At 56.0% G+C, this 13,248-nt stretch carries 10 protein-coding genes; all 10 read left to right on the top strand.

Annotated features, from left to right (window positions below):
- The first annotated feature begins 28 nt into the window (after window positions 1-28).
- The 10 genes from ACGYLO_RS18570 to ACGYLO_RS18525 all read left to right on the top strand — a co-directional run bounded on the left by ACGYLO_RS18570 (window position 29) and on the right by ACGYLO_RS18525 (window position 13,237).
- On the top strand, window positions 29-1,393 hold the full coding sequence (locus tag ACGYLO_RS18570) for a hypothetical protein (protein WP_394377146.1): 1,365 nt from the start codon (window positions 29-31) through the stop codon (window positions 1,391-1,393).
- Window positions 1,393-1,878 carry a hypothetical protein gene (locus ACGYLO_RS18565; RefSeq protein ID WP_394377145.1) on the top strand — a complete coding sequence of 162 codons (486 nt, stop codon included), beginning with the start codon at window positions 1,393-1,395 and terminating at the stop codon, window positions 1,876-1,878. Before ACGYLO_RS18570 ends, ACGYLO_RS18565 begins: the two co-directional genes overlap by 1 nt.
- 4 nt (window positions 1,879-1,882) lie before the next feature.
- Window positions 1,883-2,581: a hypothetical protein gene (locus ACGYLO_RS18560; RefSeq protein WP_394377144.1), complete on the top strand. Its 699-nt coding sequence runs from the start codon at window positions 1,883-1,885 to the stop codon at window positions 2,579-2,581.
- 12 nt (window positions 2,582-2,593) lie between these two features.
- Window positions 2,594-4,249, top strand: a complete 1,656-nt coding sequence (locus ACGYLO_RS18555) for a hypothetical protein (RefSeq protein ID WP_394377143.1) — start codon at window positions 2,594-2,596, stop codon at window positions 4,247-4,249.
- A gap of 39 nt (window positions 4,250-4,288) precedes the next feature.
- Window positions 4,289-5,356 carry an ATPase, T2SS/T4P/T4SS family gene (locus ACGYLO_RS18550; RefSeq protein ID WP_394377142.1) on the top strand — a complete coding sequence of 356 codons (1,068 nt, stop codon included), beginning with the start codon at window positions 4,289-4,291 and terminating at the stop codon, window positions 5,354-5,356.
- A gap of 206 nt (window positions 5,357-5,562) precedes the next feature.
- Window positions 5,563-6,540 carry a hypothetical protein gene (locus ACGYLO_RS18545; RefSeq protein ID WP_394377141.1) on the top strand — a complete coding sequence of 326 codons (978 nt, stop codon included), beginning with the start codon at window positions 5,563-5,565 and terminating at the stop codon, window positions 6,538-6,540.
- A gap of 1 nt (window position 6,541) precedes the next feature.
- On the top strand, window positions 6,542-7,654 hold the full coding sequence (locus tag ACGYLO_RS18540) for a hypothetical protein (RefSeq protein ID WP_394377140.1): 1,113 nt from the start codon (window positions 6,542-6,544) through the stop codon (window positions 7,652-7,654).
- A gap of 303 nt (window positions 7,655-7,957) precedes the next feature.
- On the top strand, window positions 7,958-11,557 hold the full coding sequence (locus ACGYLO_RS18535) for a type IV secretory system conjugative DNA transfer family protein (RefSeq protein WP_394377139.1): 3,600 nt from the start codon (window positions 7,958-7,960) through the stop codon (window positions 11,555-11,557).
- 210 nt (window positions 11,558-11,767) lie between these two features.
- Complete coding sequence (locus ACGYLO_RS18530) at window positions 11,768-12,568, top strand: hypothetical protein (RefSeq protein WP_394377138.1); 801 nt, start codon at window positions 11,768-11,770, stop codon at window positions 12,566-12,568.
- Window positions 12,569-12,703: 135 nt separating this feature from the next.
- Entirely contained in the window at window positions 12,704-13,237 is a 534-nt protein-coding gene (locus ACGYLO_RS18525; protein ID WP_394377137.1) for a hypothetical protein, read from the top strand.
- Window positions 13,238-13,248 lie beyond the last annotated feature (11 nt).

Here is a 13,248-nt window from a genome sequence, read left to right as displayed (position 1 = left end):
CCCAACGCCGGACCAGGAAGCTGGCCGTATGCTTGTCATTGCGGTCGTCCTCGTCGCATTGGCTTTCCTTGTAATCGCGATGATGCAGGAGGAGATCAGCGCCTTTGCAGGGGCGGTCTCTTACCTGCATGTCTATCCTTTCGCGAAACTGGTAGAGGTTTTCCCTTCGCTAAGGGAGGTCCCGGTCGCTGGTCCGTTCTTCTTCGCGCGCGTTGAGATGGCGAAGCTGTTCCTTGATCAGGGAAACTTTGCCTATATGGATCCTGGTCAGCGTCGTGCCGTTCTGACGGCGGCCGGCCTTTGCGCCATGCCGATCTATTTCCCCTTCATGATCTACGCGGGCACAGCGGGACGGAATTTCAGGCCCGATGTTGTCTATAAGACGCCCTACAGTCTGGATCAGATGATCTGGACGCAGTCCGAGTATTGGCTGACCTCGCGCAACGCCCGCCATGTGAATCCCTTGAAGATGCCGGAGGTCTCTGCTGGCACGCTGGCGCGCAGGGTGATCGAGACCACCGAGAAGCGGCCCTCCAAACATCAAGGTTGCGGTGATTTGGTTCACCTCGCTCCCGCAGCAGTTTCCCCTGCCCCCTGGAACCGTGCGATGCGCCCTGAAGAATGGCTGGTGGCGAATGGTCTTTGCCTCGACATGACGCATATTAACGCGGCCCGAGAAAGAGAGTGGAAGTATCCCGACCAACTACTTGAGTCTCGCGGGTCCTGGAATGACCTGACTTTGGAAACCTTGATGGAGGCTCTGGCGGGGCAGCTGCGCACTCCCTGGAAGGGCTACGCAAATATGCGGCCCTGCCACAAGGCGATCTGTGCTGTCATGTGCCTGTTTTACTTCTACGATATCAAAGGCGGCAATGAGCTCTTGAATGACCTTGGGGGCATCAATGACAGCACCCGCGGTGCCGCGGGTCGGATGGATGATGCCATTCTGGCCGAAGAAGGGCTTATGGCACGTATTGACGGTATTCTTCAGGGCAAGCCCGGTGCTCAGATGCTGGAGATCGCAAATCGCCATGCTTGGCTGGAAAGCGCTTTCCCGGCCATGCTGACTTATGCCCGCAAAGACCGTGGCGTGCTGCCCGCAGCTGCTTTCCTGTGGCTCAAAGCCGAAGATCGGGCGCTTTGGTATATTCTCGATAATGTCGGCTCAGAGGCTGTGATGATCGAGTCCTCCGGTGCGATGGCCCATTTCAGGGCTGAGCATCAGATTGGTAAGCCGATCCGCAGACCTGCCGTATATCAAGCCGCGCGCGCCTTGCTGGAAGATTACCTCGATATGACCCCTGAACGCGTCGTGGCTCGTCATGACAAAGAGGTCCGCGGTTGGACGGCTGGCGAAAAGCTTGATCGGCTCTTTACAGGTAAGGATATCTGATGCTGCCGCTCGTACCGGTCATGTTTATTGCGACCATCGCCATGACAATTTTCTATACGATGTCATTGAGTTATGACGAACTTCAGGTCGATCCATCGATCGCGAATGATTTCCTCATGGTGCATGAATATCGGATTGATGTTGCGGGCCGTGACAGCGTCACAGATGGCCCCATCACAGACATGCCAGGGTATCCGTTCGAAAGCTTCTACAGTTACTACACCGAAGTTCACGAGACAGACAGGTTCATAGCCATTGCAACATGGCCGGACGGGGAGAATGCCTCAATCTCCCTGCCAGATGTGACCTCCCACAGCATCCTCGCACAGTACGATGGTCAGCTTCAGCAAGGCATGTATGCCGGCACATTCCGTCCGGATGACACAGGGTCCGGCGGGACGCTCGCGGGGTTCGAACTCAACGGACTTGATCGAGAACCAGATAGCGAAACCGCTGTTCTCCTAAAAGTATTTATAAAGGACTAACCCGATGATCATCATGACACTCCTTATTGCCTGGTGCTGCATCCTGGCACTCCCGCATCTGGCACTCTTCGATCTCAAAAGAGATGGTGCGACAGAGACATTTGATTTCGACTTCGGCCATATGACAATAGCTGTCGGTGTGGGGTCCTTGGGTCTCGCCCTGAGCACGATCTTCACCGACCTGCCTGCGCACAGCAAGTTTGTGATGGTTCTTATCGGTTCCATTCTGATGCTCGGAGCTTGGATCGACAGGGTTTCGGCCTGGGCGCCTGACATACTAATGATGCCCTTCTGCATTGCGATTTTTCTCGTTTCACCAGATATCGAAAGTCTCATGGATGCGTGTATCGCTTTGGGCCTTGGTGTGGCACTTTTCTTGATCTGCGTCGCACTCTGGGTGCCCCAAGATATGCTGGGAATGAAGTTTGCACCTCCTGCGGACCTGATGGCCCTGGCCTCTCCCTTCGTCCTTTTTGGGATTTCCATGGAAACGACAATGATTTTCGTGGTAACATCGGTCTTGCTGGTACTTGCGCTCAAGTCTTCTCGATTTGCAGCACTTCTGTCACGCCCCGAGGCTGTTGCTGATGGGGCTCGTGACGTAGAGTTCACTGAAAAGAAGGCTGTGACGTTCCTTAGTGTCATGTTCCCAGTGATCTTCGTAGCACTCGTTGCGAAAAACCTAACTCCACTGTATTCCTGAAGAGGGTTTCAGATGTCCGACCGCAAAAGAACTCTCCGTAACAGCCCGGCAAACAGGAAACGCGGTGTCACGCTTCTTGAAGCCATCTTGTACCTGACGGTCGCCTCATCGGTGATCGTGATGTTCGCTGACTTGATCAATACTGAGTCAAAACGACAGGAAGATATTGCTGTCGCCCAAAACATGAACATGATGATTAACGCATCGCAACGTTATGTGGCCTCAGAATACGATGCGATCCGTGAGCGGCTGCTCGCCCGCGCAGATCTGGGCGATGAAGCGCATCTTTCTGTGCCGGTTCAGCAGCTCGCAAGCAATGGATATCTGCCTGAATCCTTCACTGCCGAGGGCGAAAACCTTTTCGGTCAAAACTATGTTTTGCTCCTGCGCGCTGTATCAGCGCTCGACATGAGCGTCCCACAGGCAACGATGCAGTTGAATGAAATCGATGCAGATGGTGATAACAATATCGACACGCATCTCGTTGACCGGGACAACAGCAATGATGAAATGACCATTGAATCCATTTTGGTCACAACAGGCGGAGAGCCTGTTCCTGCGGCCCGAGGGCCCGCCATCGCTGTGCGAACCCAGAAGCTGACCGCTGGCTTTGTTTCGGAAGCAGGTCTGTCCCGTGGATCCTACGGCACATTCGCCTTCGACATTTCAGGTTTCGTGGATTTCCCGGAATACCCTACAACTGGGCATTTTGCGAATATCATTTCGTTGTCCCGTTTCTCGACGCTCGACTTTACCGGCACAGGGACTGGCAATGGGGTGCCTGATCCAATGCAGCGCTGCTCCGAGATTCTCGATACAGCGGGTATGAGTGTCACCTCACCAGATTATCTGGCCTGTCTTTCGACCAACGACATGTATAACGAGATCGTTTTCAACTCATATGATACGAATGGCGATGGTATCGACGATGTCTTCCCCGGCATCTCAGGCGTGAACACCATTGCGATGTCTGGCGGCACGGATACGGATGGCGATGGTCTGCCCGACCGCTTTGCGGACATCTCGGATGTCTACAACATTGAGATGGGCGCGCCCGTAGACACGGATGGCGATGGCACGCCTGACAGGTTCTCAGAAATTACCAATGTTGCCCGGCTGGCCTGCGATAACAGCACCGGCACGGTGGTTGAGGGCACGACGGTTATTGATTGCGCCAATATCCTCGCCAATGGCGATATGATCGTTGCTGGAGACCTGATCACCAGCGGCGATTTGACCGCCGACCGATTCATCTCAACTGACATGGGAGACCAGGACCTCTCGGAAGGCATCTACAACGCATTGCTTCTGTCCTCTGGTAGCCTAATGCCCAAGCCGCAGTGCCCGGCCGTGACCGCCGATGGGGCTTTCCAGATGGAGCCGCGCATCTTCGTCGTGCCGGCCGCCTATTCCCACCCCGGTGGTCTGCCCACCGTTGGTGTCCGCGCCTATGCTGAGAACGCAAGCGCATCAGACTGGCGGGTGCGTCTGTATAACTTTGTCGATGAAGACCGCTGCACCAGTTCGATTTCTGACCCTCTCACCACCAACACAGCAGATTACCGGGCTGAGAACGCAGCAAAGTGCTCATCTTCTGACGGTCTCGCAGATGTCTATGAAGTGTCTGAAAACGCCGGGCGCGTCATGGCAATGACCCGCTGTTACTAACCTGAATAACAACAATAAAAACAAGAGGGACAGCAGTAAATGTGGAATGCAGGGAATGAAGTTAAGGCAGGCGAGATCAAGGGGGAGCGTCTCGCGCACTACCACTTCAATGACCTCTATATCAGTACGGACAGGACGGTCGCGCCAATCGCGCGGCGTCTGGTTCTAACAGGCGTAGATCAGCGCGTCATCAACGGGGTTCACCCGGTCCCCCGCATGGTGCTGCCGGATCTCGAGGGGCTGCGCAAAGCCATCCATGATGCCTCCATGGAGCGTGGCTATTTCGAGCGTGAAATCCAGATTGTCTATGATGAGGTTGCCTATCGTGGCGCCCTCATCGCAGAGCCCGACGCGCCCGGGACCAACCCGTATGAGGCTAAGGCTCCGGAGTTTCAAACCTGGTGCCTGCGGCGCATCGGGAACGCCCCTCCCAAGCTTTCCGAGCTGAAACTCCCGAACTTCCTCTATAAAGTGCTGAAAGAAAGCGTGACAAACCGCGGGTTGGTTTTGATCTCCGGCTCCTTCGGCTCAGGCAAGACAACCACCTCGGCGGCCTGCCTGCAGACCTGGGTTGAAGATGCCAATGAAGTTGGGATCACGCTTGAAGACCCGCCTGAGTTCCCACTGGCAGTGCCTGAGGGAAAGGGGATGATCTACCAGATAAACGTCTCCGATCGCGACCCTGCGGAAGCCATTAAACACATGCGTCGCCATGCGCCACGTTTCGTCTTCCTAGGAGAGATCCGCACGCCGGAAACAGCGCGCGAATTGCTGCATATGTCCGCCTCAGGTCCGCTGGTGCTCTGCACGATCCACGCCTCAGACCCCATCCAGGCATTGACCTCCCTCATCCTCTTTGCCTCCTCGGCGATGGAGCCCGATATGGCGCGGCAACTTGCGGCGCGCTGTATTTCCCTGATTGTTCATCAAGAGATGTCGAATGGGATCGTCCAGGCGAAGCTTCTAGAGATCAAAGACGATGATTTCGGGATCCAGTCGAAGATCCGTACGGGTCGCTACGACCTCATCTATGAGGATTTCGAGACCCAGCGCATCCGCCGCAATAACCCAGGTGGGTTCAGCTCAATGGGAAAAGCAAAACGGTAAATCTTTTAGGCATACTTGCGGTGGGTGATGGATTGTCCACATAAATCAGCATATCATCGGCCGTTTCGCGGCGATCCTGCCGCATCGCATTTGCTCGAAATAAGCCGCTCATGTATATTATTCGCAAAGGGCAGACGCGCGACTGCGCCTCTCTGCCTGGCATATCGCCATCAAGATGATCGTTCATTCTGCAGGAAAGATAACTCATGAAGAAGACACAAATCCTCGGAATCGTAGCTGTTGCCTCGACCATGGCCATGGCCATGGCCACATCCGCAGGCGCACAGACGCAGTGGATCAAGGACAAGATGTCCGATCAATGTTCTGCCGCCTCGAAAGATAAGATCGCGGAAAATGTGCGTAAAAACATCGAGGACAGTGTCCGCCGGGCTGAAGCCAGCATTCAAGCGCCGGCCTCGGTCGTGGATCTGTCTTGCATGAGCGACCTGCTCGGCGCGAATATCGACGTCTTCTCTCAAGATTGGAGCAACATCGGCGGGTTCAGTATCGATGGTATGATCAACGATGTTGTCGGTGGCCTCAAGTCCGGCCTCAATGTGCAAACATTGTCCTCTGGCGTGGAGCGCGCCATCTGCGACTTCGCTAAGGAGAAATTCGAAGGTGTCACCGCGGGCCTTACAGGCTCATTGTCAGACATCACAAACGGCCTTGAGATGCCCGACTTCGGTGATGGCTTCGGCCTGCTCAACACTGGCTATAACGGGGATTCCACAGGCGGCACGACAGGTGGAACCACAGGTGGCACCACGGGTGACCCAGATGTGTCTGACGAAGATACAGGTGGCGGCAGTACGGATGGGAATTCATCTCCGACTGGGCCTATGGGCATCCTCGGGGATGCTCTTGTTGGACAGACACTCACCGCACGCCCAAACAGCATTGAGGACGCCGATGGGATCGTCAGTGGCTCCGGCCAATTCCAGTGGCTCAGCAACGGCCAACCCATTCCAGGGGCGACGTCGCAGACATACCGGGTGACTTCAACCGATCAGGGCGACCAGCTCTCAGTAAGTTACAGCTACCGCGATCAGGCCGGGAATACCGAAAGCGTTGTGAGCACCCCTCGCCCCGCCGTGCCCCCAACGACCGTAATGACCAACAGCACAAGCAGCACAGAGAGTGCCATCCAGGACATCTGGAATTCCATCGGCGGAGGAAACTGATATGGGAACTTTCCTGAAAAAATTCACGACTACAGCTTTGGTCGGCATCGTGGGCAGCGCCGTGTTCTACACGCCGGCTCATGCCGTAAGCTCCGCCTATGTGAGGGCCCAGCACAACAAGACCCGCAGTCATGTCAGCAAAGAGAATGAGAAGGTGCGCGAGCAGGTGAAAACCTCGATCGAGCTGCAGACCGAACTTCTTATCGAAGCACTTAAGGGCCAGGCCCGTGAGAACTCCAACTACCAGCAGATGCAGGTCGAAGGCGCCCAGCGCATCGAGGATGCGGCACAGATCAACCACACCAACCGGCTGAAGGATGAATTCCGCGCCAAAGCGGAAAGCGGCGCGTTCGATCCGAACCCCTTCGCCTGTATGTTGGCCGATATTTTTGGCGGCCAGGGAAGCGGCGGTGGCGGCGGTGCGACCGGCAATGGCAGTGATGTCGCAGCGCGTGTGGGGGATTGGTATAAAGGCAAGAACCCTGCTGTTCAGGAAGGCGGCGTTACTCTTACCAAGCACATATCCGACAAGAAGGACGAATTTGCGGGCTATGGTGGCAAAGCAGACGCCACCACAGATTGGAGCCTGCTGCTTGAGAACCCCTCCATTGACCTGACGGATCCGAAAATGGCTGAGGTGGCCGAAATCATCGTCAGAAACGGTCTGGACTCGACACCCGATCGGGATATCAACCCAGCCGAGAAACTCACCCCTGAGGGTCTGGATCGTATCGCCAAACGAAGCGAGACCGACACCCGCCTGGGTGCGTCAAATGAATCCATCAAGATGGCGCTTAATATGGCCAGCCAAGTGATGGAAGGCAAAGCTCGGGATGAGATGGCCAAGCTTGCCGAGCAATCGGCTTACAACCGGCCCATCCCGTCCAAGATCTCGGAGCTCCAGCAGCTCGATATCATGACGGTCTGGCACTACGCTCCTACAGGCGACCGTCAGGAGACTTTTTCTGCCGGAATGAGCGAGCAGGCCTGGCTGCAAGAAATTCACCATGTGATGTCTGTGAATACCCGCATTCAGTATCTTCAGCTTGAACTGATGGCACGCGACGCAGTGGTCAACGCCTATACCCTCTCGACCATGAACGACGACGACTGATCGAGGGCAGAGGGATGAATGCCTCAGGGGGATCACATAGGGCACCAAAGGGCCGGCAGCAGAACTCAACCTGCATGTCGGCCCTTCTGTGGATCACCTCTCCACTGACACTCCAGCTTTCTCTCCTCGTGGCCCTGCTTGTGGTTGCCCCTCGAAGCAGCCTCACATCCTCAGTGACGGTCACCACCCTGACAATCTTTTTTTTATCCGCCTGGCTCATCACGGCTGTGCGGGAAATCTTAAGTGGGCTCCCCCACAGCAAACATTCTCATGAGACAGCAGCGTCTCTGATGGAGACGTAAGATGGCCAAGTTTACCGCATCACAACCAACACTGCCTACAGATGCGGAGTCCGTCGACTCCCGCTTCATGCGGCGTCCTGTCAAAGGGATCGGCGCTCAGGTCTCGGATACGCTGACACGTCCAGATACGGTCATGGTCGTTATGCTGCTTTCAGCGTTGATCATGCTGATCATGCCCTGGACTTTCATCTTCTCGGCGCTTGTGGCCACGGGCTATTACATCTGGGCGGCATCGCGCAAATATCGTCTGCCGTTCAAGGCGCCCATCAACTGGGGCGGCACCGACTACGGCGCTCCGAAGCCTGGCCGCCCAGGGCAATACGCCACCGCATCCGGCATTCTCTATTTCGGTCGGGATGAGCAGTCCCTCGAGGAGCTTTGGATCGAGAACGGCGATGCGCGCCGGCATGGCTTCTTCATTGGGACCACCGGTTCAGGTAAATCCTTGCCGATGGACGCGCTGGTACTCACGCCCCATGGCTGGATGAAGAATGCTGACATCATCCCGGGTCAGGAAGTCTGCCACCCCGATGGCGGAACCTCTGTGGTCCAGTCGATCCACCGGCAGGGTGAGATCCCCGCGGTGCGCTTCCACTTTTCGGATGGCCGTACGGCTGATTGTTCGCGTGATCACCTTTGGCACATCCGCACGCGCTCGAAGCCGGGCGCTACGGCCCCTGTAGAGACACCCTTCGAGGGGAAGATCATGGAAGCCTGTGATCTGGGCATCCTGCACGGCCTTTACAAAGACAGCATGGAGATCTGCACGCCCCTGCCCCAACCCCATACAGGTCAGCCTATCACTGGCGATCAGATGAGCGGCGCAGATGCGCGCTATGCGGCAGATCAAGGGATGAATGCGCTGGACTACATGCCCTCCATCATGGGCACCCCTGAGGAGCGTCGGCATTTCTTGTCAGACTATCTGCGCGCCAAGGCGCCAACCTGTCTGGTGACAGATTACGGTCTGCGTGTTTGCGGCCTCCCGCGGGCTGATGCGATCAGCATCAAACAGATCGCCTGGTCCCTGGGTGGCGTCGCCACCACCTTCATTGGTGCGGGCACCAAGATGGATGTGCTCTTCATGGTCAAAGAAATGACCGACTTCCATCCTGACGCTGGCTCCTGCAGGTTCCCCAATGATCTTGGACTCGAGATCACCGAGGTTGAACCTCTCGATGAGCAGGATGATGTGGAGATGTCCTGCATCAAAGTCGACCGCGAAGACGGCCTCTATGTCATGGAAAACCACATCGTCACCCATAACACCGAGCTCTTGCTTGGGGTGGTAAGCCAAACCCTGATGTGGTCCTCAGGCTTTCTGTTCATCGATGGTAAGGGTACGACCGAATTCTACGCGCGTTCCTGGACGCTCTGTAAGCGCTTCGGGCGCGAGGACGATCTGCGCGTTTTGAACTTCACCGACCCCGGTGGCGACCCCGACGCCCCGGCCGGTGGCCCAGCCACCCAATCCAACACCCTCAACCCCTTCGCCAAGGGATCGCCAGACCAGCTGATGAACATCGTGGTCTCGCTGATGGGCGATGCCGGCGGCGGCAACGACATGTGGAAATCACGTGCCGTCTCGCTGGTGACCGCGATGATGATGGGGCTTTGCGAATTGCGCGACAGCGGGGAAATCCTGCTCAACGTTCAGACCATTCGTGACTTCCTGTTTTTGGGTAAGGGGTTCGAGAAGGACAAGCTTGGCGGACGCAAAATCAAGAAGCTCGAAGATGCCCCCGAAGAAGCTTGGGAAGAGCTGCGCGGACGGGCTGGTTTGATCGAGCTTTACATGCGTGCTTTGAAGGGTGATTTGTCGACAGCGACGAAACTCGCAATGAAGGGTTTCTTCGATACTTTGCCCGGTTTTTCGATCGACAAAGCGATGAACGGGGACAACCAGGAAACCAAGGCCAACGAGCAATATGGCTTTCTTTCCATGCAGTTAACTAAACCTCTCGGCTCTTTGGCGGACGGTTACGGCCACATTTTCCGGACACCTCTCGGCGAGATCGACATGGACGATGTTGTGCTCAATCGGCGCATCCTCGTGGTGCTTTTGCCAGCCCTTCAGAAGGCTCCTGAGGAGATGCAAAACTGCGGCAAAATCGTCGTGACGATGGCGAAGATTATGATGGGTAACGCCTCAGGTTTCTCGCTGCAGGGGACCAAGCAGGAGATTGTCGAAGCCAAGCAGACCCGCGCGCCTTCTCCCTTCATCGTGGTGCTCGATGAGGCGGGCTACTACATGGTCAAAGGTATCGACGTGATGATGGCCCAGGCCCGTTCTTTGGGCTTTATGATTATCGTCGCCGGTCAGGATATGGCCGCGATGCAGGCCATCGATCCGCAGATCGCCGAAACCGCGGCGGCCAACGCCTCGATCCTGGCTGTGGGCAAGACCGTGGATGGCAACAAGACCATTCAGTTCGTCCAGCAGCTGATCGGCAAGGCCACCGTCTCCGTCACTGGGGGCTACCAGGCCAAAACCGGTGCTATGGGCGGTGTGAACTGGGAAGACCGTATGGATGCCTCCTTCCAGGAGGTCGACAAGGTGACTGTCGCTGAGTTCCAATCACTCTCGGAAGGCCAGTTCTACCTCCTGTTCAACGGTAAGACCGTGCGCGCCGCGACCTTCTTTATCGGCGACAATTTCGCTGAGAACTTCTCGGTGAATAAATTCCTCAAGGTCCGTGGTCCGACGGACCGGGTCCCCGGCCTCGATCAGAGCGTCGAGGAGGACTTCCTTGAAGGTTATGTCCGCGTCGCCAAGAAGTTCAGCCATGACTTCCGCATGTCGGATGTGGCCGATGATCCGCTCGACAGCATCACCCAGATCAAACGCCTGCATGACCTGGCGCTGGCAAAGACCAAGAAGATCAACGCAGAAAAGACGCAGTCCGCTTGGCTGGCTGGCATGCTTGGCGTGCTGGGGGTCGATGAATCCGTGGATCTGAGCGACATCGAGATTGATGATGACGATGATGAGGATCCAGATTGGGATACCGAGAAGGATGAGGCCGCCCCGACCCGGCCTGACATGTCCGATCTCGCCCGTCGCCGTATGAACCAGATGCCGGATCTCGACGATGAAGACATCCCCTCTGGCCGTCGAGGCGCCGTACCGCCGCGGGGCCGCCCGCAGCTGGGCGAGCAGCGCCGTCCCTCGTCCGCAAGCGGACGGGAGCGCCCTGCCCTCGCAAATGCGCCTGAGACGATCGCAGCGACTGTTTCTGACGGTCTGGACAAGGCAACCACCTCGGAGACCGTCCGGGGTCGCCACGGCGCACTGGTGGGCCTCTTGGCGCAGGAGAAGAAGGCTGTGGATGAAGCCAAGTCCTCCGGCAGCATCACTGACCTCAACAGCGAGAAGCCCGACGTCAAGAAAGAGACCCTTGGGTCGATGTTCACTGCCATGTCGAGCCAGATGAACCGTATGGAACGCCTGCTGGTCTCTGAACTGTCGGAAGGCAACATCGGTGCTGAGATCATGCAGCGGGCGATCTCGATCAACCCGATGCCGCTGCCGGGCACAGAAGCCGAGGATTACATCAAGAGCCGTCTGCAAAGTCTGGAAGAGCAATTCAGCGAAGAATGAGCTGAACATATTGGAGAGACAAAAAGCAATTCTCAGAAGAATGGTGGGAATATCATCGCCGAAGGCGAAGCACTTCAGCCCAGCATGATATTAGCTGGGCTGAAGCATTGCAAAGCTGCAACATCCTAAATGGCTCACAGAAGCCTCTATTGTTTAAATCTCGATATCAGCAAACCTTATCGTCATCGACTTACCCTGGGAGGGAAGGACATGAAGAAGGTTGTTATACATATCAGCGTTTGTGCAGTTCTAGCTGCATCTACAGCTGGCGCAACAAGCTTTGCGGATGGGGAGCACTACGACGACTTTATGCGAAGGTTCGGGCATGACCCGATGACCCCAAGGATCACGCAGGACCAGATAAATAGGGGTTTCGATGCGTCCTGCCCATATCCAATTGGCTCTGGCCGGTGTAGATCTGGCAGTGGCAGTGGCAGCGCTGGCGGCGGCGGCGGCGGTAGTGGCGGTGGCGGCGGTGGCAACGATGAAACGTACGAAGAAAGCCCCGAAGATCAAAGAGAGCGCAAAGGATCTCTCGTTGGCGGCGCCCGCGACTTGTATGAGTTTGGAAAGGAGAAGGGGGCCAAATTTGGAATAAAGCGCGGCTTAAAGCATGCGGTGAACCAACTCCTAACAGGAAGCGCGAAATGGATGGTAGGTGGCTTTATCGGCATCTCTGTAGATGTTTTCTGGCCTACACGACTTGCTAAGAACGATGTCCTGCCTCCACCCAAAAAGAAGAATAATAAGAAGAAGCTGATGGATCCCAATGGTAAGGTGCTTGGTAACACTGAAGTCGATCCCACCTGGGATCCCAGTGATGCGCGCAATCCTCAAATGAGACCCCAGAATGACAGGCCAACGATACAAAAAGAAGCCGACAGCAACGATTCTAAGGATACGACGAAAGAGGATTTGCAGCCAGATAAAGGCTCTAATGACAACAATTCGGACGACAATGGATCGGGTGATACCGACACCGATAACGATGTAGAAATGCACCTTATCTAAATGAATAAAGGTGATGTAATTGTAAGTCCCCCATTCTGGGGGGGACTTCTCGATGCTAACTGGATTGTGGAAAACCTTATCTCAAAGATTGTGCTTTGCGAAAAATGGCATTGATGTGTTCCGAGAGGAATTATAATGAAAATCGCTACTTTTGACCCAGGCAAGGTTGCCTCCTTCGCTGTCTACGACACCCAGAAGCCCCATCTCATCGAGATCGGTGAGATCGATGTGATCGGTGTCGGCCGGCTGCTGCGTCCTTGTGGACAGCATATCAAGGAAGTCCTCGCCGGTGCCGATGTGGGCCTCGTCGAAGAGGTGGGCGCCATGAAAGGCCAAGGCGTCTCCTCGATGTTCACCTTCGGCATGTGCTTTGGGGCGATCCTCAACACCATTGGCTCCTGCGGCATTCAACTCGAGACCGTCACGCCCGCGCAGTGGAAGCGTTCCACCCGGATCTCCGCGAAATCCGATGAGGATGTGAAGACCCTGGCGCGCGCCTATGCCACGCAGCTTTTCCCACAGCACAAGGACATCTTCAGGGTCAAAAAGAACCACGGCATGGCCGAAGCTTGCCTGATGGCGCGCTGGTACTTTCTGAAGGGCCCGGGCTGCGATGTTTCTGATGATGAGGTCAAACAGGTGCTCGAGGTGGAGCAGGATCTGGTCTGACTGGGCAGCGC

This window comes from Sulfitobacter sp. 1A13353 (assembly GCF_043557255.1).
In the GTDB taxonomy this organism is placed as follows: Bacteria; Pseudomonadota; Alphaproteobacteria; order Rhodobacterales; family Rhodobacteraceae; genus Sulfitobacter; species Sulfitobacter faviae.
The sequence above is the reverse complement of the archived record's forward strand: the minus strand, read 5'-3'. Positions and strand labels throughout refer to the sequence as shown.

What these genes read in the sequence shown, in the direction of transcription:
- ACGYLO_RS18570 (WP_394377146.1), top strand. Translation starts at nt 29, where the DNA reads ATGCTTGTCATTGCGGTCGTCCTCGTCGCATTGGCTTTCCTTGTAATC.
- ACGYLO_RS18565 (WP_394377145.1), top strand. Translation starts at nt 1,393, where the DNA reads ATGCTGCCGCTCGTACCGGTCATGTTTATTGCGACCATCGCCATGACA.
- ACGYLO_RS18560 (WP_394377144.1), top strand. Translation starts at nt 1,883, where the DNA reads ATGATCATCATGACACTCCTTATTGCCTGGTGCTGCATCCTGGCACTC.
- ACGYLO_RS18555 (WP_394377143.1), top strand. Translation starts at nt 2,594, where the DNA reads ATGTCCGACCGCAAAAGAACTCTCCGTAACAGCCCGGCAAACAGGAAA.
- ACGYLO_RS18550 (WP_394377142.1), top strand. Translation starts at nt 4,289, where the DNA reads ATGTGGAATGCAGGGAATGAAGTTAAGGCAGGCGAGATCAAGGGGGAG.
- ACGYLO_RS18545 (WP_394377141.1), top strand. Translation starts at nt 5,563, where the DNA reads ATGAAGAAGACACAAATCCTCGGAATCGTAGCTGTTGCCTCGACCATG.
- ACGYLO_RS18540 (WP_394377140.1), top strand. Translation starts at nt 6,542, where the DNA reads ATGGGAACTTTCCTGAAAAAATTCACGACTACAGCTTTGGTCGGCATC.
- ACGYLO_RS18535 (WP_394377139.1), top strand. Translation starts at nt 7,958, where the DNA reads ATGGCCAAGTTTACCGCATCACAACCAACACTGCCTACAGATGCGGAG.
- ACGYLO_RS18530 (WP_394377138.1), top strand. Translation starts at nt 11,768, where the DNA reads ATGAAGAAGGTTGTTATACATATCAGCGTTTGTGCAGTTCTAGCTGCA.
- ACGYLO_RS18525 (WP_394377137.1), top strand. Translation starts at nt 12,704, where the DNA reads ATGAAAATCGCTACTTTTGACCCAGGCAAGGTTGCCTCCTTCGCTGTC.